Below are 20965 nucleotides of genomic sequence, written 5' to 3'. Positions count from 1 at the left end.
CCGCAGAAAAATCCTCGGTGAGCGCGGTGCCGGCTATGGCCGAAGTGACGTCGGCAGGACGCGTGTTGGCCAATTCCGCAAAAGCTGCGGTTGCCGCGCGGTCCGCGCCGTGCGCGCAGGCGTCCGTGCAAACGTGGTGATACCTTCCGATGCGATAATCCATTTTCCGCCCCCGGCATTTTTCGCAAACGATAAGACCGCCGCGCGCATTCGGTTAAATACCGAAAGGGCATGGGCGCCAAAGTATTTTAGTATCGCGCGCGACCTGCGTTATGTCAGCGCGGGCGCGGCCTGGCTGACGAACATGTTGCTGCCGGCGATTTCGTCGCGGATGACCGAATCGACCGCCTTGACGGCAGGCGAGATGTAGTGCGTGTTGCTGACTGAGGTGACGATGCGGCGACGGATACGCTTTCCCTCGAATGCGAGCATGCACAGGCGCCCCTCATCCACATCCGCCTTGACGAAGCCCGACGCGATCACGGAACAGTGCCTCCCGCGCAGGACGATCTCCCTGACAATCGGCGTCGATGAAATCTCCATTTCATAGATCGGCTCGATGCCTTCCTGCGCGAGATGCGGGGTAATGAGCTGGCTGAACCCCTGGGTGAGAACAAGTGGGAAGTTCAGAATGTCATGCATTGGGATCGCTTTGCGATCGGCGTAGCGCGATAGAAGCTCGGGCACCCCGACGAACACGATCTCGTCCTCACCGACTTCTCGGTGTTCGACCCCGGGCACCGGCCCGAAATCGGTACCCAGCGCTATGTCGATCCTCGCGTCTTGAAGCCAGTCGTAGAGCATCACGCTCAACCCCTCGACGACGCGCAGGTTGATCTTGGGATAGCGCTGCTTGGTCTCGACGATCAGCCGCAATGCGAAGGTCGACGCCAAGGTGGGCGAGATGCCGAGAACGACATCGCCACTGGGTTCGGCGGAAAGCTGGCTGACTGACGATTTGATGTCCGCGACATAGCCAAGCACATACTCCGCCTTCTCTTTCAGCAGGCGGCCGGCTTCCGTCACCTCGACCCCGCGAGGCGTGCGGACCAGCAAGTCCGCTCCGATCTCATATTCAAGGCTTTGAATATGCCGGCTCAAGGCAGGTTGAGCGATACGAAGTTTCTCCGATGCCCTGCTGAAACTGCCCTCGCGCGCAACAGACGCAAAGTAGCGAAGCTGCCGTAAATCCATACCATGACCTCCCTGTCAGCCAGTCGATCTAGCTTGGCGCGGGTGTCAAGGCAATCTTCCACGCCCGCCGACGACCCGTCGGCGCAACACTGCGCACGGCAGCGACTCCCGTCTATCGCGTCACAGAGATGCGCGCCAGAAGCCGGTGTGCGCGCACGCGGACCGGCGCGTCCACCATCATGCCATCCAACCCCTGCGCACCCTCCGCCGTGTCCAGCACGCGTTGGGCCCATCGAAGTTCCTCCTGCGACGGCGTGAACCCGCGCATCACCGTGTGCACCTGGTTAGGATGGATGCAAAGCTTCCCCCCGAACCCCAGCTTTGCGGCATGCCGAGTGTCAGTCTCGCAGGCAGTGATGTCGCGATAATCCGGCGTCACCCCATCGATCGGCGCCGGTTTTCCTGCCAGGCGTGCCGCCAGGACGAAGCGGCTTCGCGCAAACAGGAGCGTTTCGCTATCGACGCCGCAACCCAGATCGGCGCCGTAGTCGAGCGTGCCGAATGCGAGCCGGGCGGCCGCGGGCGCTATCTCATCCAGATTTGCGACACCCCGCGGGGTCTCCACAAGAGCGATGATGGGCATAGGGCGAGCAAGCACAGCACGCAGGGTCGCAATATCGTCCGGCGTCTCGGTTTTCGGCAGCATCACGCCCGCGATGCCCGGCGATGCAAGCGCGGCGGCGTCATCGGCGAACCAGGGGGATCGGATATCGTTGATGCGCACGATGACATCCATCGGGAGCGACCCCGACAACGCATGGCGTGCGTCTGACTTCGCGGCGGGTGCGACGGCATCCTCCAGATCCACGATGATCGCGTCGGCACCGGAGGACGCGGCTTTGGCGAGCAGCTCGATCCTGTTTGCTGGCACGAACAGCGGCGCGACGCAGTTCTCGATCATGGACGCCACTCCGCTGTGGCGGTCATGGTTTTCACGCCATCCGCACTCGCCATCCAGAGATCGAGGCCCGATGCGGTGTGCCTGGCATGGGCGGTCATCGGATCACCCAGCAACAGGGGCGAAACGCCGCGAAAGGAAAAAACAGATGGCATACCTTTCCCCCCGACCTGCCGCGCGAAATTCATCAGGACCACGGCCTGGAGGGGCCCATGGACTACGATCCCGCCGTATCCCTCCTCCTCCACCGCATAGGTGCGGTCATAGTGGATGCGATGGCTGTTGAAGGTGAGCGCCGAGAACCGAAACAGGGAGGCGCTGGAACATTCTATTTCCAGACAATGGTCGCCTCGTTCGGACACGGTGCGTGCGGGACCCGGCGCCGGGCCGACAGCAGCGTCGCGATAGACGATGTCCTGGCGCTCGTCGATCACGATGCCGCCGGCATTCGACCAGGTGTGGGCGACAGTGACGAACCACAACTCGCCGGAGCGGCCGCTTTTGTGTTCGATCGCCGCAATGTGTGAGCGACGCTCCACGGCTTCGCCCTCACGCAGTTCGCCCAGAAATCGGACCTCGCCCCCGGCCCACATCCTTCTTGGCAGCGGAATAGGCGGCAGGAAGCCGCCCTTGTGCGGATGTCCGTCGGCGGCAAGCTCCCTGTTCGGCGTGATGACCGGCGCCAGCCCCCAGTGCATGCCGAGCGGCAGGTCGCAGATCGACAGGCCCTCATAGTCCATGGTCGCGCGCCAGGATTGAACGAGCCTCGGCGTGACGAGGTCTTGCGCGATGTCTTCCCTGCCTATCCAGGCATTGTAGTCGCCGGTCATCTGCCTGCCTCGGCTGCCAACAGTCCCTTGCCGACGACATGCGCCTGGATTTCGGCCGCGCCCTCGAAAATATTGAGGATGCGCGCGTCGCAAAGCACGCGGCTTATCCGGGTTTCAAGCGCATATCCGATGCCGCCGTGAATCTGGAGACTCCCGTCCGCGTTGGTCCAGGCAACGCGCGCTGCGAGCATCTTGGCCATTCCGGCCTCCATATCGCAGCGGCGATTGCCATCCTTGGCGCGCGCGGCAGCATAGGTCAGTTCCCGGGCCATCAGGATCTCGGCCACCATCAGCGCCAGCTTGTCCGACACCCGGGGAAACTCGATGATGGGTCGCCCGAACTGAAGACGCTCGCGGGCATAGGCCAGACCGAGATCGAAGGCGTTGCGCGCCACGCCGACAGACCGTGCGGCAGTCTGGATGCGGGCACTTTCGAACGTTTGCATCAACTGCTTGAAGCCCTGGCCTTCCTGGTTTCCCAGAAGCCCGGACGCCTCGACGCGAAAGTCCGTGAAGGCAATGTCGTATTCCTGCATCCCGCGATAGCCGAGCACCTTGATGTCCGATCCGGAAAGACCGTCGGACGGAAACGGGTTCTCCGGCGTGCCGCGGTCCTTCGGCGCCAGAAACATGCTCAGGCCCCGATACCCGGCCTCATCCTGCTTGGTGCGGACCAGCAGGGTCATGAGATCGCTGCGCGCGGCATGGGTGATCCATGTCTTGTTGCCGGTGACGAGCCAATCGCCATCGGCATCCTTGACCGCCCGTGTCTTGAGACCGCCGAGATCGGACCCGTTGTCTGGTTCCGTGAACACGGCTGTAGGCAGGACCGCACCGCTGGCGATCTTCGGAAGCCATTCTTGCCGCTGCTGGGCCGTACCGGCGATGGTGATCAACTCGCCCGCGATTTCAGAGCGCGTCCCCAGCGATCCGGCCGCGATCCAGCCTCTGCTCAGTTCCTCGGTGACGATGCACATGGCCAACTTGCCCATGCCCATCCCGCCATATTCTTCGTCGATGCAGACGCCGAAGACACCGAGCTCCGCCAGCGCCGCGACGGTTTCCATCGGTATGAGTTCGTCTGCGAGATGCCATGCATGGGCGTACGGCGCGATCTGCTCGTCGGAAAAGCGCTGGAACTGCCTCCGCACGATGTCGAGATCGGCGTCTCCCACCCCGTCGTCCAGCGTCTCGCCCGCCACGATGCGCCGGACGATTTCCGCCCGCAATTCGCGACCGCCTTCCGGGCCCAAAATTTCGTCGGCCAGCGAAACCATGTCCAAGGTCTCTGCGCGAAGGCCGAAATCGCCGGGGCGTGCAAACTCGCTCTGGTTCATCGGTATGCCGGCGGCGAGATGGTGTAGATATTCGCCCACACCCAGTCTGACGACGAGCTTCTCAAGTTCGCCGAACCGCCCGTCGGCCGCGCACGCTTTCGCCCACTCGCCGGCCGCCTTGATGGCTTCGGCAGTCGTGACGATCCAGGCGAGCCCATGAACCATGCGCTGGTGCAGATCGGCCAGCGATGCGTCGAGCCGGCCCCCGGCCGACGTTGCCTCGCGCACCTGTTGCGTCGCAGCGTGCGCATAATCTGCGGATAGTTCGGCGGCCCGCTGGATGAGGGCCTGAAGGTCGGTCATGGTGTCAGTTCCCAAATTGTCTACAGAGCCTTGCTGCCAGCCGGTCCCGCTACGGTGCCGGCGTCGTGCAAGGCGGCGATCTCGCAGCTCGCCATCCCGAGAACATCCGCCAGAACCTCCTCCGTATGCTCTCCGAGTACCGGTGCGCGACCGGGCGTGCCGCGCTCGAACCCGCCGAGCGACGCGGCTGCGCCGGGAGTGAGGTAGCGGGTATCCGTCAAGTGATCGACCGCGCTGAACAGTGGATTTCGTTCACTGATCAGGTCGGGGTCACCCACAGCTTCGCTCAGCGTGTTGTACGGTCCCCAGCACACCTTGGTGCCCTCGAAGCGTACCTTCAGTTCGTCAAGGCTGATCCGGCCGATCGCATCGGCAACGATGGGGTTGAGCCTGTCTCGGTGGCAGAAGCGCAGTCCCTCGTCGCTCGACAGGTCCACGCAGAGTTCGGTCTCGATCGCCGCGACCGCCTCGTTGAGAGACAGCGTGTCCACCAGGTCTTTCCATTGATGGCCGGTCAGGGCGATCACGATGATGCGGCGACCGTCGCGTGTCCGGAAATCGCGACCGAAACTGCCGAACAGATCGTTCCCGTAACGGGGCCGATCTTTTCCGGTTTCGCTGACCTCGCCGATCTGGCCGAGATGGCCCATGAACGCCATCGCGACGTCTCCCAGAGGCAGCCTGATTTCAGTGCCTTGCCCGGTCTGTCGCCTTGCCCGGTCCGCCGCCAGAAGCGCAAAGGCAGCATAAAGGCCCGCAGCGATATCCCAGGCCGGCAGAACATGGTTGACCGGTTCGTCACCCAGCGACGCGGGACCGGTCATCTGCGGAATGCCGACGGCGCTGTTGACCGTATAGTCGAGCGCCGTCGCCCCGCTCGCCCACCCCATCACGCGGGCGGTGATCAGGTCCGCCCTGTGCTGGATGAGCCTGTCATGGGAAAGGAACCCCTCGGCTGGAAAGTTGGTCACGAACAGCCCGGCATCCGGGCCGGGAGCCGTGACCAGGCGCTGGAGCAACGCCTTGCCGGCCGGTGTGGTCAGATTGATCGCGACCGACTTTTTTCCCTTGTTCAGCCCTTCCCAATAGAAGCTGTGGCCGTTGGCGGCGCGCGGCCAACGGCGGAAATCCGGCCCGCCACCGATCGGGTCGCAACGGATGACGTCGGCGCCGAACTGCTGAAAGTGCAGCGCGCAACTCGGCGCGGCGATGAAGGAGGCCGCCTCGATTATCCTCAACCCGTGCAGAAGTTTGTACATCGTCGCTCGTCCCCGGCAGTATTTTGACCCGGCACCCTACGTGCCTGACCCACGGTGCAGGATCTAGACGGCCTCGAATATCGCGGCCAGCCCCTGACCGCCACCGATGCACATCGTCTCCACGCCGCGGCGCGCGCCACGCCGGTGCATCTCGCGCAGCATCGTGGCGAGGATCCTGCCTCCCGTGGCTCCCACCGGATGCCCGAGGGAAATGCCGGAACCACTGACGTTCATGCGCTCGAAGTCCGCCTTTTCAAACGACCATTCGCGGGTACAGGCCAGCACTTGAGATGCAAACGCCTCGTTGAGTTCGATGAGATCGACATCCTTGAGTGTGAGACCGGCCGACGCCAGAGCCTTCGCAACGGCAGGCACCGGGCCAATGCCCATCCGCGACGGCGCAACACCCGCGACCGCCCATGACACCAGCCTGCCGAAGGGTTTGAGCCCGTAGCGCGCGACCATAGCTTCCGACGCGATGATCGCGGCCGAGGCGCCGTCATTCTGTCCGCTGGCGTTGCCGGCGGTCACGGTCGCATCAGGGTCGGATTTCGCCATGATCGGTGAAAGACCTGCAAGCTTGTCGACCGTCGCATCCGCCCTCGGATGCTCGTCGCGGACGATGATCTGCGAACCGCCGCGTGCGTTGACGGCAACCGGAATGATCTCGTCGTCGAAACGGCCCTCCGTCTGCGCGGCCACCGCCTTCTGGTGCGACCGGGCCGCGAACTGGTCCTGTTCTTCGCGTGCGATCGAGTAGTCGCGACGCAGGTTCTCCGCCGTTTCGATCATGCCGCCCGGCACCGGATAGTCGCGCCCACCGGCGGTGACCCGCCCCCGCGCCAGTGAATCGTGCAGGGCAAGCGACGCGCTTCTTATTCCCCAACGGCCTTCATGCATGAAGAATGGCGCGTTGCTCATCGATTCCGCGCCGCCGGCAATAACGAGGTCGTTAGCACCGGAACCAACCTGTAGCGCACCATAGATCACGCTCTGCAATCCCGAACCACACCTGCGGTCGATTTGGAGGCCACCTACCGTGGCGGGGATTCCGGCGTTGAGCGCAACCACCCGGCCCAGGGCGGGCGCTTCCATCGACGGGTAGCATTGTGCGAACAGGACGTCCTCGACATCGGAAGCCGCGATCCCGGTCCGTTCGAGCAGTCCCTTGACGACCGCCGAGCCTAGATCGGCCGCCGAAACGTCGCGAAACACGCCTCCGAAGCGTCCGACCGGCGTGCGTACCGGCTCACAGATATAAGCAGCTCTCATGTCAAGTCTTTCAGGTTCTCTTGTCGATGACGCTGACGCGCGCCAGCCGTATCGGCTGCCCGCATACCCAGTTCGTCGAGAATGGCGTCGGTATGTTCGCCGAGGAGCGGAGCCGGGCGATACGCCACGCCGATGCCGCGAAGGCGCGCTGGCGGCTTGACCACCGGTATGTGACCGATACCGCAGGGTCCATCGATCCATTGCAGAAACGTCTCGTTCTCGGAAGCTTTCAACGCTTCCGAAGGCGATAGAACCCTGTAGACGGGAACACGGCCGGCGGCGAGCTCGGCGAGGCATTCATCGGTCGTGCGCTGCGCGCACCAGATCTGCATCCGCTCGCTGAGCACCTCGCCATTTTCACCCCGGTCGATATCGGTCTCAAATCGCGGGTCCGCCTTCAGATCCTCTGCTCCCACGATTGTCATCCAGCGTTCGAACAGGGCCTGACCCACGACCTGGATGTAAATCCATCCATCCTTCGTCCGGAACACGTCGGAAGGCCCCGATATCGGGCTTCGATTGCCGACCGCCACGCGGCTGCGGGTGCCTGTCGCCTCCTCTATGAGCATCGGATTGGTCATCGTCAGCGCGCTGCCGAGAAGCGAAGCCTCCACATGCTGCCCCTCGCCTGTCCTCTGGCGATGGAAAAGCGCAGTCATCGTGCCGTAAGCGGCCGACAATCCGGTGCTGTAGTCGACGAAAGAGGCTGCCGAGCGGAAGGGCTGGCCGGGCGTGCCGCTCAGATGGATCGCTCCGCTGAGCGCCTGGCCGGTTCCGTCGAAACCGATGTCGTTGGCGAAATCGCCCTCCGAACCGAAGGCGGTGATCGTCGTCAGGATAATGTCGGGACGAATGGCCTTGAGCGTCGCGTAGTCTAGGCCGACCTTTTCGAGCGCGCGCGGCGGCAGGTTGACGACGACCACGTCGCTGGTCTTCACCAGTGCTTCGAGCATCGGACGCTGGTTGGGACGCGTTACGTCGATGTTGAGCGACCGCTTGTTGCGATTCATCTGAAGATACATCGCACCCGAATCCGCTCCTGCAACAGGCATAAGGAAACGGTCGTCGTTCCCCTCCGGGCGCTCGACGCGGATGACGTCCGCCCCATGATCGGCGAGCAGCGCGGCGCAGAAAGGACCCGCGATGTAACGGCCGAAATCCAGGACGCGTATGCCGTCAAGTATCGGTTTGCTCATGCCGGTCGGCTCCTATTCCACGCCCATTGAAATTTCGTGGCAATTATTTTCGATGATCGCGGACGCCGCATGCGCGCGCCCGCGACCGGAACCTGCCTACGCGTAGTCGACGCCGGCGAGGTAGTCGTCGATTTCCACCTTGTTGCGAAGGCGGAACTGGTTGAAGTCCGGCGCGCGCTTTTCGGTGAAGGCGTTCATGCCCTCGATCGATTCCTCCGAACCCCAAACGTGGGCCAGGAGCTCCATGCCGGCACGCCACGAGGCGTAGAGATTGTCGGACTCGTGATTCAGCGACACCTTCGTCAGACGTATGGTCTGCGAGCTGTGCGACTTGATCCGCTCACACAGTTCCTCGGTCTTGGCGCGAAGCTCCGTTTGCGGAACGCAGTAGTTGGCCAGGCCGTACTGGACGGCTTCCTGGGCCGTGAAGCGGCGGGCGCAGAAGATCATCTCGCGCGCCAGGCGTTCGCCAAGCGAACGCGAAAGGTACTGCGTCGCACCGACGGTGGGACACGCGCCGACCTTGGCGCCGGTCTGCCCGAAGACAGCGTTTTCCGAGGCCACCACGATATCGCACCACAACGCGATTTCGTTGCCGCCGCCCATGCACCAGCCGTTGACCATGGCAATGACCGGGATGCCCAGCCCGCGGATCGTCATCGCCCCGTCAAGCATCCGCTCGTTCCAGAGCATCGCGTTGGTCCAGTTGAAACGCTTCATCATGGCGAACTCGCCACCCGCGCAGAACGCCCGGTCTCCCGTGCCGGTGATGACGACCGCGGCGATCGACGGGTCGATGCGGGTGGACTTCAGTGCATGGATGATCTCATCGAGGGTCAGTTCGCGGATCGCGTTGAGAACGTCGGGCCGGTTGATCGTGATCCAGCCGATCTGGTCCTTCACCTCGTAGACGATATCCTTGTAGGGAAGCGTTACCTGCTGCATTGCTCTTTCCTTTGCTTCTATTGACGGGTTCTTGGGGCAGCAATCTGGTCCGTGAAAGCGGATCGGATGCTGTCGATGATTGCGGGATTCGCCAGCGAGCTGGTGTCGCCCAGCGGCGTGTCATGAAAGATCGAACGCAGGATCCGGCGCATCGACTTGTCGTTGCGCGTGCGGGGCAATTCCGTGACTCGCAGGAAATGTTTGGGGCGAAACGAGGCGCCGCACCGTTCCGCGACGGCTTCACGTATCACCGTGTTACTGACGTCGGGTTCGTCGTCGCCGGCAGGTACATAGACGCAGAGCAGAGCCGACCCACTCAGCGGGTCGTCCACGCCGACAACCGCGCAATCCTTGACGAGGCCGGTCTGCATGACGACCGACTCGATTTCGCTCGGCCCGGTGCGCTTGCCCGCGATCTTGATCACATCGTCGGACCTGCCATGCAGGTACCAAAGGCCGTGCTCGTCACGCGAGGCGAGGTCGCCCTGGACCCACATGCCCGGAATCTGGCTCCAGTAGGCCTGCATGTAGCGATCCGGCTCCCGCCACAATCCACGCGTCAGGCCGATGGAGGCGCGGCGCAGCACCAGTTCGCCGATCACGTTCTTTTCGACAGGTTCGCCCCGCGGATCGACGATATCGACACCGGAGCCCGGGACCGGTCCGCCAAAGCTGCAGGGACGGCTCGGATGGTGCATGGTTCCGATCAGGATCGCGCCGCCGCATTCCGTACCACCGGCATAATTCAGGATGGGGACGCGGCTTTCGCCGACCTTCTCGAAGAACCAAAGCCAGGCTTCCTCGGTCCACGGTTCGCCGGCGGAGATGATGCATTTCAAGGCGGAAAGGTCCCTGCCTTCCGGTGCCAGACCCCCGCTTTTCATGATCTGGCGGATTATCGTCGGCACCAGACCGAGGATGGTGGCCCGCTGCTCTGCGGCAATCTTGAACAGGCGGTCGTTTTGCGGCCAGGTCGGAGTGCCCTCGACGATGATCAGCGTCGCGCCGAACAGCGCGGACGCGAAGATCATCTTGGGGCCGGCGATCCAGCCCATGTCACTCATCCACAGAAGCCGGTCGTCGCGACCCATGTCGATGCAGAGACCCATGTCGAGCGCGTTCTTGGCCAGCATGCCGCAATGGGTATGTATCGTGCCCTTCGGCGCGCCGGAGGTGCCGGACGTGTAAATCAGCATCGCCGGCGAATCCGCTTCGACGATCTCGGTGGGAACGGGCGCGACATCCTCTGCGCCCGGGCGCCACGCGGTATAGCGGCCGTCTCCTTCCCGCACGCGCCCGGTTTCCCGATCGAGCACGATCACCTCCACCGGCGAAGGCGTGTCCTCGAGTGCGTCCAGCACGGTGTCGAGCAAAGCGATCTGCTTTCCGCGCCGCAGGGCAACGTCCGCCGTTACGATCGCCTTGACGCCGGCATGTGCCAGCCGCGCCGCGATCGGCTCGGGCCCGAAACCCGAAAACAGCGGCAGCATGATCGCCCCGATCTTCATGATCGCGAAGAGTGCGACGGCAGCCTCGGGAACCATCGGCAGATAAATCGCGACGACGTCGCCCTTGCCTATCCCGCGCGCCTTGAGGATGCCCGCGAGAACTGCAATCTCGCGATCGAGTTCGCGATAGGTCAGCGAACGCTCGGTTCCGTCTTCGCCGACGCCCACGATGGCGGGCTTTTCCCAAACCGCCGTTCCGGCGTGGCGATCGATGCAGTTCAACACGACATTGGTTGTGCCGCCGAGACACCATTCGGGCTGCTCGGGCCCGTTGGTATATTCGACGACGGAGCGATATTCCTTGTCGAAGAGAATGTCGTGATGCCTGAAGACGGAATCCCAGAACCAGGCCGGGTCGGCATCGGCCTTTTCAACCAGTTCGGCATAATCGCCCAGACCATGCCGGGAGAGGAACTTTTGAAGGCTGCTTGCCTCGATCTGGCTTCTGCTAGGGGACCAGGAAAAGGAACTCTGCATTCGTCTGTCGCTCATGGTTGAAGTGTGCCGGCCTGACGCGTTTGGTTCCCGCGCGCTGCTGGGATCAAGAAGGTATGGCTTGCCTACCAGCGGCCGCGTAGCGGGAAAAATGCCGTTGCACGATGCCTTCGATGCCGATCCGGCATATATGCAAGCCATTGGGAAGAATGGACTTTCCGCACATGCGAGCGCATACGAGCCGAGGTCGCCTGACCGCTCGACGAGGTCGTTTTGGGGTAGTACCGATTACGCGTTGAGGGCCGCCGCCGCGACGCGTCTACTTCGTGAGGAAAGGCAGGAGCGAAGCCGCGACATCGGCGCTGTCCGCGATCTCCCAGACGGATCGCAGCCGCGCGTTTCCATCCACGCCGGGCCAGGCATCGCTGAAAATCGTCAGTGCCTTGCGGCGCACTTCGTCCTCCGTGAGCGGCCGCTCCCGACTGCCACGGCCATGCGAAACCGTCAGCTCGACGCTCTCGTCTCCGTCCAGCATGATCTTCGCTTTTGCGGCGACCGTGCTGAAGTCGTGCGAGCCGATTGCCTTCACCTTGCCGGCCAGCGATCGGACATCCTCGTTTTCGATGGCGTCCTGGAGGAAATCCTTCACCCCGGCGGTGCCGTTGATCAACGACACGGCAACGCTGTGATGCAGGCTCAGCTTGGCCTCGCGCGCAGTGGTGGGATGAACGCGATCGGCTCTTGCGAGCAGAAGCGGATTGCCATGTATCTCGACCGCGCGGATCGCGTCGACGTTGACGCCATGACGCTCCTTCAGTTCCAGCACCGCATCGATGACGGGAAAGGTGAGAACACATGACGCGTAGGGCTTGCTGCTCGATTCCAGAAATTGCCAGACAGCGCCGAGACCGTCGTCGAGACCTTCCGCGCGCGGCGCGCGAGACAGGACCCGCAGAAAGCCGTTCTTGCCCTCCACCGAAGTCGTCGCGGCGTCGATCCCTGCTCTCGCATAGAAGGCGGCCATGAGCCCGTTGCGCGCAGCGTCGCCGACGCCGACGCTTTTTGCCCCGCTGCTGAGATTTTCTATGAGCCCGCTCGACGCATGGGCGGCAATGCCGATCGCGTTCGCCATTCCGCCGGCGTCCAGACCGAGCACCTTACCGCAGGCGACCGCCGCTCCGACGACGCCGCAAGTCGCGGTGACGTGGAACCCATCGTCATAGTGGGCCGGTGTCAGAGCCAGACCCAGCCGGCAGGCGATTTCCGCGCCCGCGACGAAGGCGGTGAGAAACTGTGGCCCACTGACCCGCTCCTGCTGGGCGAGTGCGACGAGCGCACCGTAAATCGGCGCGCCGAGGTGAATCAGCGTGGGAATATGGGTGTCGTCGTAGTCGAGGACGTTTGCGGCGGCAGCGGTGACCAGAGCGGCAGCGGGAAGATTGAAACCGGCCGGCCAGCCGGGCACGGCCACGCTCCCCGCCTCGCCCATATCGAGAAGCGCACCGCCGATTTGGCGAATGCCGTCATCCGCGGCGCCGGCCACCGCAACGCTCAGCGTGTTGACGAATACGCGCCGAGCCTCCGCGCGGACCTCGTCGTCGAGTTCGCCCCAGGAAAGACCTGCGGCGAACGCGCCCAGCCTCACGGCAAGCGGTTCCTGTCCATATCGCGGATCACCATCACGGATTGTGCCGGGCATAATTTCCTCCATTGCAGCCGCGCACCCGTCAGGAGCGCTGTCCATCCCTGACGCGATAGACCATGTCGTCCTTGGAGCGCTTGCCGAACGCAAGCTTAGACCCCGCAAGGCCCTCGCGCGCGACCTCCTCCGAGACCCACTCCTTCTTCACCCATTCATAGACCACGTTTCGCACGGCGATCTTCCACACGCCGTCGCGTTTCTCGAAGCGATCGACATAGCGGCACGCGATGGTGATATGCAGCGCCACCTCGGAATTGTAGGTTCTCTCGGCCTTCATCCTCTGCAGCAGCAGGCAGTACGTCTCCGCGAAGGCGACGTCTTTCTCCACCTCGATATGAGGATTTCCCATGATATGCATGAGCATGTCGTAGCGCTCATGGTGCTGGTCGGCCCATTCGAAATAGGTCTTCACGGGTCCGTTGAACGGTCCGTGATTGTCGATCGCGTCCTCATGATAGGCTGATCGCATCAGATCGAAGTCCTTGCGGTCCGACCCGCGTGCATAACGCATGATCACCTTGGCGATCTCGCGCTCAGACTTCAGCGTTTCAATGAATTCGCGGTCTTCATTCATTCGGGAACTCCTTTGCCACTGTTCACGGCTCAATTGTAGATCAGGTTGGGAAGGCCGAGGGCAATCTCCGGGAAAAGCCAGAGCATAAACACCATCGCGAGCATGACGAAGACGAACGGCACCGACCCCACCATGACGTCGGTGATGGAGCCGGAAGCGCGAATGTTCTGCACGACGAACAGGTTGAGCCCGACGGGCGGCGTGATCAGGCCGGTCTCGATCATCAGTACGACGACGACGCCGAACCAGACCGGGTCGAAGCCCGCTGCAACCACGACCGGCGTGACGATCGGTACGAGCATGATCATGATGGAGAGAGATTCCATGAAGAAGCCCACGATCAGGAAAATAGTCACAACAACCAGCAACAGGAGAGCCGGCGGCATATCCAGCGCGCGAACGAAATTGCTGATCGTGTTCGTTGCGCCGACCGTCGCCATGACGAAGTTGAGGTAGTATGCCGCAACCACGATGAGCATGATCATCGCCGATGTCTTCATCATACCGACGAAACATTCCGCGAGCATCTGGCGCGACAAGGTGCCGGTCCACACCGCAAGGCCAAGCGCAGCAAGAATGCCGAGCGACGCGGCTTCCGTCGGCGACGCGAGACCGGCATAGATCGAACCGACAACCGTTGCAAAAAGCAGCAGCGGTGGCAGGAGATCCGGTAGAACGCGTATCCGCTCGGACCAGGTGAACTTCGGCTTGAGACCGTCCAGCGACGGGCGCATATAGCAGCGCACCGCGATGTACAGCATGAATAGCCCTGCCAGCAGCAGACCCGGTATCAGGCCCGCCATGTAGAGGCGCGGCACCGGCGTCTGTGTCAGCACGCCGTACACGATCATTGTCACCGATGGCGGGATCAGGATCCCCAGTGTCCCGCCGGCAGCGATCGAGCCGAGGAACAGGCGCTCGTCGTAACCATTCTTTTTCGCCTGCGGCAGAGCGATGGTGCTGACCGTGGCCGCCGTCGCCACGCTCGATCCAGCGGTTGCGGCAAACAGGCTGGATGCCGCGATGTTCGAGTGCATCAAGCCGCCCGGCAGCCATGACACCCATGCCGTCATCGCATCGTACATCCGGTGTGCGATGCCGGCACGCAGCACGATTTCTCCAAGGAGCACGAACAGCGGAATGGAGAGCAGAAGAAAATCGCTGCTGGCTCCCCAGGCAACGTCGCCCAGCGCGCGGGTCAGCGGCATGAACGCGGCGCTGACGTCCAGCGCGTAGGCAAGCGCCATCAGAATCGCCGCGACCGGCAGCGACAGGAGGACGAGGACAAGAAGTCCGAAGACAAGAGCGGGCAGCATCTGGTCTACTCCGCTCGCGCTACGAATGGCGCCTCGACAGGAAGTCCGGGCCGGATTTCAGCCTCGGCTTCTTCCAGCTGCGACAGCGTTCCGAACCGGGATGCCACCGCGCCGTGCCGTCCCTGCGCGAGGCCGGAAACGCAACTGAGCGTCACGAGAAGACCGACCGCGGCGAAATACGCGAAGCCAAGCGACCATAACGCTTGCGGCACCCATAGTGGCACCGCCAGGTCGCTGTTCGACACCGAGCCCATGCGCCAGGACTGGTATGCGGTATCGGCGGACCAGCGCAGCAGCAACATGGCGGCCATCGTCAACGCCAGAGCGGAGGCTGTATCCAGGATCGAGCGGACGGGCGGCGAGAACCACCCGTAGAGGACATCCACCCTGATGTGGCCACGGTTAAGCAAGACGTAGGCCATGGCCCAGCTCATGGCGATCGCGAAGGCGTAGCCCGCCAAATCATTGGCACCGCCCAGCGTCACCACGAAGAATTTTCGCAGGAACACGTCGACGGTGACGAGCAGACACGAGACCACCAGCATCAGACCGCCAAGTACAACAAGCCAGGTCGTGAAGCGTTCGAGCCTGGCAATCATGCGATCGAGCAGCCTGTCGATATTGGTCAGATGAGACACGGAAATCCCTCCCGGACTAAGATGTGGACTGGGCCAGCGGCGCAGCTAGCGCGCCACGGCTGTCACCCCTATCGCGCTGCCGATCGTTTCATTGAAACGCGTCACACATGTCGCGCCGCAGCGGGTCGCCCAATCTGAAAGAAGCTGCCCCTCGAAAATTTCCCGCAGATAGGCGGTGTCGGCTTCCGAAGGCGGCACCACGGTCATGTTGCCTTTTACACCCAGCCGGCACGTATCCAGGCCCGCCGCACAGGCGAGGCCCTGTTCGGTCTGCTCGAGAAGCACGTCCCACATGTTGTCCTGCAAGACCTCTCTGGACTGAGCTGCAATGATGGTGCGCTGCTCCTCGGTAAGGCCGTTCCAGAAAGCACCGCTGGCGATGTAGGCGATCTGGCCCCAGCCGACCGGCGTCGAAATCACGTGCGTCGTCACGTCATGGATGCCCGCGCGATTGGTCGGCAGCGTGCCGCCCACCATGCAATCGACCGTGCGGTTCTGCAGTGCGGGGATCACCTCGCCGAACGACATGAATACCGACGTCCCACCCAGCGCGGCAACGAGTTCGGCAGGCCCCTTGCCGTTAACACGAACCTTCTTGCCGGCCAGGTCGGAGAAGCTCTCGACAGGCGAATTGCACCAGAAGACCTGGCCGGGATGCGCCCCTATAGCGAGGAGCTGGACGCCGAATTTTTCCTGCAGGAGTTTTTCATAGAATGCGAAGGAGGCTTCCGTCGCCGCTCTTCCGGATTCGGCATCGGGCGCCAGGCCCGCCAGGTCCACCGCCTCGAAGATCGGATCGTCCCCGGTGTTGTAGCCGATGAGGATCGCGCCAATCGGCGCGATCCCGCTGCTGACAATCCGCAACACTTCGGGGCCGCGCAGCCCCATTTCGGTGAGCGATTTGAGGTCGAAGGTCATCGCGCCATCGAGGGCCTCAGGCAGCGTTCCGTTGAAGAACGGCTTTTCGAAATCCTCGTAGGACGAGACGTTGAGCAGCGACCCGACCACCGGAACCTTTTGCTGCGCAATGGCAGGTGCGGCGATCATCGCACAGGCGAACGCCCCCGCAAGCGGGGCCAAGAACTGCTTCATGATATGGTTCCTCCCAGAACCCCGGCCGCCACGGCCGGAGAGTTCAATGTTTGGATTGAAGCCGGTTCGACGGCACAAACCCAACACTTACTCGGCATGGCGGCTATTACGTTCTGTGATCGCCCGCTGAACAGCACGGCGAAACGCGCCTAATTACCGCCCTCCAGAAGATTTGGAAGCCAGCTCACGATTTCGGGAAAGATCGCTATCAGGACGACATTGGCCAGGATGATGAACACGAAGGGGATCGCGCCGATGGTAATGTCGTTCAGCGACGCGTCCGGCAAGGTGCCCTTGAGAACGAACAGCACCATTCCAACCGGCGGCGTGATCAGCCCGACCTCGATCAACATGACCAGTGCGATGCCGAACCAGATCGCGTCATATCCCGCGAGCATGACGATCGGAAAGGTGACGGCCAAGGTCATCAGCATCATCGAAATGGCGTCGAGGAACATCCCCAGCACAACGTACAGGATGCCGATGAGCACGATCATCTGCCACGGCTGAAGCCCGCTTTCCCGCATACTCACGACCAGCGTCTGCGGTACGCCCGCATAGTCCACCACCCAGCTGAGCACACTGGCGCCGGCGACGATGAAGAGGATGGTCGACGTAATCACCACCGTTTCGACGGCGGCGTCCTTCACCGACTCGAAGGACAGTTTGCCGTAGAAGGCGCAGAGTATCGCACCCATCAGCGCGCCGATCGCGGCGGCTTCCGTGGCGGTTACAAGACCGCCATACATCGAGCCGAAGATCGCTACGATCATGATAACGAACGGAAGAAGAGACGACAGGGAGGAAATCCTCTCGCGCCAGCTGAAGCGCAACGTCGCCGGCGCGGACCCTTTTACGAGAAGGCTCCAGAAGAGGATCACGACCATCATCGTGCCCATCACCAGCAGTCCCGGAACGATGCCCGCGATGAAAAGCGTGGTGATGGGCGCGCCCACCGTCGCTCCGTAGATGATGAGCGGGATGCTTGGTGGGATGAGGACGCCGAGGACGCCCCCACCGGCCAGCGTGCCGTAGCTCAGTTTCTTGCTGTACCCTCGTTTCGTCATCTCCGGCCCGGCCACCTGACCGATCGTCGCGGCCGTCGCCAGCGTGGAGCCGGACAAGGCCGAAAAGACACCGGCAGCGCCAATCGTCGAATAGCCGAGTCCACCGGGCAGCCAGCCGAACCAGCGCACGAGCGTTTCATAAAACATGCTGCCGACGCCGGAGCGTATCAGCAGATTCCCCATCAGAACGAACAGCGGCACCGCGGTGAAGGTGAAGGAATTCAGCCCCGACCAGGTGCGCTCCGCGACTGCGGCGATTTGCGGCGAGGGAAGCAGGAAGTAGAGCCCGAGAAGCCCTATGAGGCCAAGAGCAGCCCAGATCTGCATACCCATCATCAGCGCGGCGATGGTGGCGAGGCCTATCACTGTGCCCACGAGTACAACGGACCCACCCGCCACCAGCCAGAACGACATGATGCCGGCTGCAAGGGTAGCGATCGTTACCACGGCAGCCTTCGCTTCCTCGACCGCGAAAACGATCGCGACCATGGAAACGGTGAGCAGAACCGCCCCGATGTCGAGATGCGTGCCGGGCCAGCGCACCGGAAACCGCCCCAGATAAAGCAGGGCTGCCGCGGTCGCCAGCGCCAGGACGATCGCGAGCGTCTTTCGAAGCTGGGAACGCCGGAGCGACGACGCCAGGCACTCCCAGAAGAAATAAACGAGGAACGCCGCCAGGCCTGCGAGCATCGGAAGCTGTGGTATCCACTGGGGCGTCGCCATCAGCCCCCAGTCGCGCGTGTCGTTAATCCGCTCGGACACGACGTGGATGGCCATCTGCCACGTGAGGAAAGCCAGGCAATAGAGGGTCAGCCAGGCCGCCGCACGACGCATCGGCTCGCTCAGCCAGGCAGGCAGCACCTCGGCAAGAAAATCGACCTGAATATGCGCCCTGCGGTACTGGGCGTAGGAGAGGCCCAATGCGGTGATCGCGATCAGCAAGTAGGTCGAATATTCGGTCACCCAGGCGGTGGGGCGTCCGAAAACGCTCCTCGACACGATCTCGTACAGGACCATGAAGGCGAGCAGCACGTTGAGGATCGCAGCAATGGAGCCGAGTAGCCTGGCGAGCAGCGTCGGCAGGGCGCCTGCCCCGAGTTCCGGTACGGAGGCGGCAGCGTCCTCACCCGGGGCGAGATGAATGGTGTGCGGATTCATGGCGAGCGTATCTATTTTGTTGCGGAGCCAAGAGGACGGCCGCGCGAGCGGCCGTCATACGAGTCACTCGTCCACGGCCGCGCGGGCGCGGGCGACGAAATCCTCACCGGCGAACCCTTTTTCCTCGGCGCGGCGATACCACTCCGCGTACACATCTTGCGTGTTGGCTTCGGAGAAGATTTCCGCGCGAAGGTCGGCGTCCGCTTCGAAATAGTCCGCGCCGGCCTCCTTGAATTGTTGCAGGCAGGTTTCGACCATTTGCGCATGCGCCGCGTAAAGTTCTTCCTCCACCTGATCGCCGGCGGCCCGAAAAATTTCCTGGCGCTCCGGCGTCAACCCGTCCCAGACATCCTTGCCGATCAGGATCGACCATCCCTGGATTGGCGCGAGCTTGTAGTTTTGCAGATATTTCGTCACGCGGTGCATGCCTTGCTGGTAGGAATAGCAAAGCGACGTGATGAAGCCGTCGATGATCCCGCGTTCGAGGCCTGCCTGAACTTCCGCGACATCGAGCGCCGTCGAGCTGGCGCCCAGAGCGGCGATGAATTGCGCGGTTTCGACGTTGTGCACGCGGATCTTCGCGCCCTGGAAATCGGCAAGGGAATGGATGGGCCGGGTCGAGAACAGGAGATTTGGCTCCCACATACCGGTTGCAAGGGGCATAGCCTTGAACTGCTCGCCCCAAATCGCGCTCATCTCGTCTTCCCAGAAGGCATCGAGAATCTTGCGATAATCGGCATCCGACTGGACCAGGCCGGGCAGGTTCTGCAACCCCATCCGCGGCTCGGAACCGCTGAGATAGGTCGGCACGCCCATGACGATCTCGATACGACCGTCGCGGACCGCCGGAGCCAGTTGCGCCCCGCGAAGCAGGCTGTCGTTGACAACGATGCTGATGTCACCTCCGGACATCTCGCTGACGATCTCCGCAAATCTGTTGCTCGCGGTTTCGACCGGGGTATAGGGGACAGCCATCGTCCCCAGAGTCATTCGCAGCGATTGCGCGTGCGCAACGAAGTTGCCCGCCGTCAATGCGAGCGTTGATGCGGCCGCCAATGCGGCCACCCTCACTGAAAGTTTCATGTCTCCTCCACCTCCGGATCCTGTCACATCCCGCAGGATCCGTCGGCGGCCGGTATATCCCATCAGCCCATCAATTGGATGTATCTTCTGAGCATAGAGGCTATGCCGGATCATCGCGGTCGCGGCGTGCCGGCGCGCCACGACCGCACTATCGTTTCGGCCGACCACCTCGACGAGCATCATGCACTGTTCACGATCGCCTTTACGATTGCCGCCAGACCAGTCATTCCGGCCATGAATTGCCGCTGATTATTGCGCGCGCAACGCGACAACGGCTCGGTCAAGATAGATGGTCTTCAACGACATCAGCCTCTGGCTCTTCTTTGCCGTCACCGGCGAACGCAACCGGAATATACCCGCCAGAGATCGCACAGCGCCATGAAACATCGTCGACCCAGCTTCGTGTCCTAATCTGAAGACCTTTCCGGATGGAGAGTTCGAGCGCCACCAAGCCGCGTCATCAGCGAGGCACTTAAGGCGCATGGTCAAACCCGAACTCTGAGGCCGAAGTGACCTCAACTGACAGGTTGATCGGCGAGATCGCCAAGGCTCCAGATTTCGAGGAATTGCTGGCACCAACTTCACATGGATGATGCAAAGCTTCGACTTGAGGAACCGAACTCGGAGAACCACGGGAACGCAGGGGTCCTAAAGTTATTTCAGCAGGTTACGGATAAATTTGCGATCTCGCTTTGTAGGGCTACAGCGTAGACGTAGCTGTCATCTTCTCCCGGCGAGGCGCGCCAAATACCGTCGGTCCGGTCCGGACAATAGGTTACGGCTTTTACCATGAGACATGGGTAACACTTTGGGCCCGAAGGGGTTTTGGAGTGGTTCGCGGCTGCACGTCTCGTCATCGCAATATCCCCAATCGTCGTTCATGATGGTGGCCAGCCAGAGATGGTCCTCAGCCCGATCGCGGAGATGAGCGCGTAGAGGCAGCGGGGTTTGCCTGTGCGCCCGGAGTGGCCTGCTGTTCCTTCAGAATCGCGACGATCGGTTCCTCAGTAGACCGCGACGGCCGTATCATCCGTCCGCGATCGACAGACGCCAAATCTGCGGGAAGTCCAGGGACCCGATCTCTTCTCGTCTGTGTCAGAGATGTTGACATGGGCATGCGGCAATAATATGAGTCAAACAGTCATGTTATTGTGACGC

General features: G+C 62.4%; 16 protein-coding genes. All 16 read right to left on the bottom strand.

The window, feature by feature from the left end; all coding sequences use genetic code 11:
• Nucleotides 1-270: 270 nt before the first annotated feature.
• Nucleotides 271-1194: a LysR family transcriptional regulator gene (locus AAFN55_RS04885; protein ID WP_347797750.1), complete on the bottom strand. Its 924-nt coding sequence runs from the start codon at nt 1192-1194 to the stop codon at nt 271-273.
• Between the two features lie 112 nt (nt 1195-1306).
• Complete coding sequence (locus tag AAFN55_RS04880; protein ID WP_347797749.1) at nt 1307-2095, bottom strand: CoA ester lyase; 789 nt, start codon at nt 2093-2095, stop codon at nt 1307-1309.
• The gene (locus tag AAFN55_RS04875; RefSeq protein ID WP_347797748.1) at nt 2092-2922 is read right to left on the bottom strand and encodes a MaoC family dehydratase N-terminal domain-containing protein; all 831 of its coding nucleotides are present in this window, start codon (nt 2920-2922) and stop codon (nt 2092-2094) included. Before AAFN55_RS04875 ends, AAFN55_RS04880 begins: the two co-directional genes overlap by 4 nt.
• On the bottom strand, nt 2919-4562 hold the full coding sequence (locus AAFN55_RS04870) for an acyl-CoA dehydrogenase family protein (protein ID WP_347797747.1): 1644 nt from the start codon (nt 4560-4562) through the stop codon (nt 2919-2921). Before AAFN55_RS04870 ends, AAFN55_RS04875 begins: the two co-directional genes overlap by 4 nt.
• 20 nt (nt 4563-4582) lie before the next feature.
• Nucleotides 4583-5821 (bottom strand): CoA transferase, encoded by a 1239-nt coding sequence (locus tag AAFN55_RS04865; RefSeq protein WP_347797746.1) that lies wholly within the window; start codon nt 5819-5821, stop codon nt 4583-4585.
• Between the two features lie 63 nt (nt 5822-5884).
• Entirely contained in the window at nt 5885-7093 is a 1209-nt protein-coding gene (locus AAFN55_RS04860; protein ID WP_347797745.1) for an acetyl-CoA C-acetyltransferase, read from the bottom strand.
• Complete coding sequence (locus tag AAFN55_RS04855; RefSeq protein ID WP_347797744.1) at nt 7090-8289, bottom strand: CoA transferase; 1200 nt, start codon at nt 8287-8289, stop codon at nt 7090-7092. Before AAFN55_RS04855 ends, AAFN55_RS04860 begins: the two co-directional genes overlap by 4 nt.
• A 96-nt stretch (nt 8290-8385) precedes the next feature.
• A complete protein-coding gene (locus AAFN55_RS04850; protein WP_347797743.1) occupies nt 8386-9234 on the bottom strand; it encodes an enoyl-CoA hydratase-related protein in 849 nt (282 codons plus the stop codon).
• A gap of 17 nt (nt 9235-9251) precedes the next feature.
• Nucleotides 9252-11234, bottom strand: a complete 1983-nt coding sequence (locus AAFN55_RS04845; RefSeq protein ID WP_347797742.1) for an AMP-binding protein — start codon at nt 11232-11234, stop codon at nt 9252-9254.
• A gap of 262 nt (nt 11235-11496) precedes the next feature.
• A complete protein-coding gene (locus AAFN55_RS04840; protein ID WP_347797741.1) occupies nt 11497-12876 on the bottom strand; it encodes an MmgE/PrpD family protein in 1380 nt (459 codons plus the stop codon).
• Between the two features lie 28 nt (nt 12877-12904).
• The gene (locus AAFN55_RS04835) at nt 12905-13453 is read right to left on the bottom strand and encodes a nuclear transport factor 2 family protein (protein ID WP_347797740.1); all 549 of its coding nucleotides are present in this window, start codon (nt 13451-13453) and stop codon (nt 12905-12907) included.
• A gap of 29 nt (nt 13454-13482) precedes the next feature.
• Entirely contained in the window at nt 13483-14769 is a 1287-nt protein-coding gene (locus AAFN55_RS04830) for a TRAP transporter large permease (RefSeq protein ID WP_347797739.1), read from the bottom strand.
• Between the two features lie 5 nt (nt 14770-14774).
• Nucleotides 14775-15407 carry a TRAP transporter small permease subunit gene (locus AAFN55_RS04825; protein WP_347797738.1) on the bottom strand — a complete coding sequence of 211 codons (633 nt, stop codon included), beginning with the start codon at nt 15405-15407 and terminating at the stop codon, nt 14775-14777.
• Nucleotides 15408-15452: 45 nt separating this feature from the next.
• Entirely contained in the window at nt 15453-16499 is a 1047-nt protein-coding gene (locus tag AAFN55_RS04820) for a TRAP transporter substrate-binding protein (RefSeq protein WP_347797737.1), read from the bottom strand.
• A 149-nt stretch (nt 16500-16648) separates the two neighbouring features.
• Nucleotides 16649-18724, bottom strand: coding sequence for a TRAP transporter large permease subunit (locus tag AAFN55_RS04815; RefSeq protein WP_347797736.1), 2076 nt, complete (start codon nt 18722-18724; stop codon nt 16649-16651).
• 63 nt (nt 18725-18787) lie between these two features.
• Complete coding sequence (dctP, locus tag AAFN55_RS04810) at nt 18788-19990, bottom strand: TRAP transporter substrate-binding protein DctP (RefSeq protein WP_347797735.1); 1203 nt, start codon at nt 19988-19990, stop codon at nt 18788-18790.
• Nucleotides 19991-20965: the final 975 nt, after the last annotated feature.

Source organism: Mesorhizobium sp. CAU 1732, assembly GCF_039888675.1.
Classification (GTDB): Bacteria; Pseudomonadota; Alphaproteobacteria; order Rhizobiales; family Rhizobiaceae; genus Aerobium.
Note: the sequence above shows the minus strand (reverse complement) of the source record. Positions and strands in the feature narration are given on the sequence as shown.

Coding starts and splice junctions, on each gene's coding strand:
- AAFN55_RS04865 (WP_347797746.1), bottom strand. CDS start 5,821: ATGTACAAACTTCTGCACGGGTTGAGGATAATCGAGGCGGCCTCCTTC.
- AAFN55_RS04870 (WP_347797747.1), bottom strand. CDS start 4,562: ATGACCGACCTTCAGGCCCTCATCCAGCGGGCCGCCGAACTATCCGCA.
- AAFN55_RS04850 (WP_347797743.1), bottom strand. CDS start 9,234: ATGCAGCAGGTAACGCTTCCCTACAAGGATATCGTCTACGAGGTGAAG.
- AAFN55_RS04830 (WP_347797739.1), bottom strand. CDS start 14,769: ATGCTGCCCGCTCTTGTCTTCGGACTTCTTGTCCTCGTCCTCCTGTCG.
- AAFN55_RS04860 (WP_347797745.1), bottom strand. CDS start 7,093: ATGAGAGCTGCTTATATCTGTGAGCCGGTACGCACGCCGGTCGGACGC.
- AAFN55_RS04820 (WP_347797737.1), bottom strand. CDS start 16,499: ATGAAGCAGTTCTTGGCCCCGCTTGCGGGGGCGTTCGCCTGTGCGATG.
- AAFN55_RS04855 (WP_347797744.1), bottom strand. CDS start 8,289: ATGAGCAAACCGATACTTGACGGCATACGCGTCCTGGATTTCGGCCGT.
- AAFN55_RS04875 (WP_347797748.1), bottom strand. CDS start 2,922: ATGACCGGCGACTACAATGCCTGGATAGGCAGGGAAGACATCGCGCAA.
- AAFN55_RS04880 (WP_347797749.1), bottom strand. CDS start 2,095: ATGATCGAGAACTGCGTCGCGCCGCTGTTCGTGCCAGCAAACAGGATC.
- AAFN55_RS04835 (WP_347797740.1), bottom strand. CDS start 13,453: ATGAATGAAGACCGCGAATTCATTGAAACGCTGAAGTCTGAGCGCGAG.
- AAFN55_RS04840 (WP_347797741.1), bottom strand. CDS start 12,876: ATGCCCGGCACAATCCGTGATGGTGATCCGCGATATGGACAGGAACCG.
- AAFN55_RS04845 (WP_347797742.1), bottom strand. CDS start 11,234: ATGAGCGACAGACGAATGCAGAGTTCCTTTTCCTGGTCCCCTAGCAGA.
- AAFN55_RS04885 (WP_347797750.1), bottom strand. CDS start 1,194: ATGGATTTACGGCAGCTTCGCTACTTTGCGTCTGTTGCGCGCGAGGGC.
- AAFN55_RS04815 (WP_347797736.1), bottom strand. CDS start 18,724: ATGAATCCGCACACCATTCATCTCGCCCCGGGTGAGGACGCTGCCGCC.
- dctP (WP_347797735.1), bottom strand. CDS start 19,990: ATGATGCTCGTCGAGGTGGTCGGCCGAAACGATAGTGCGGTCGTGGCG.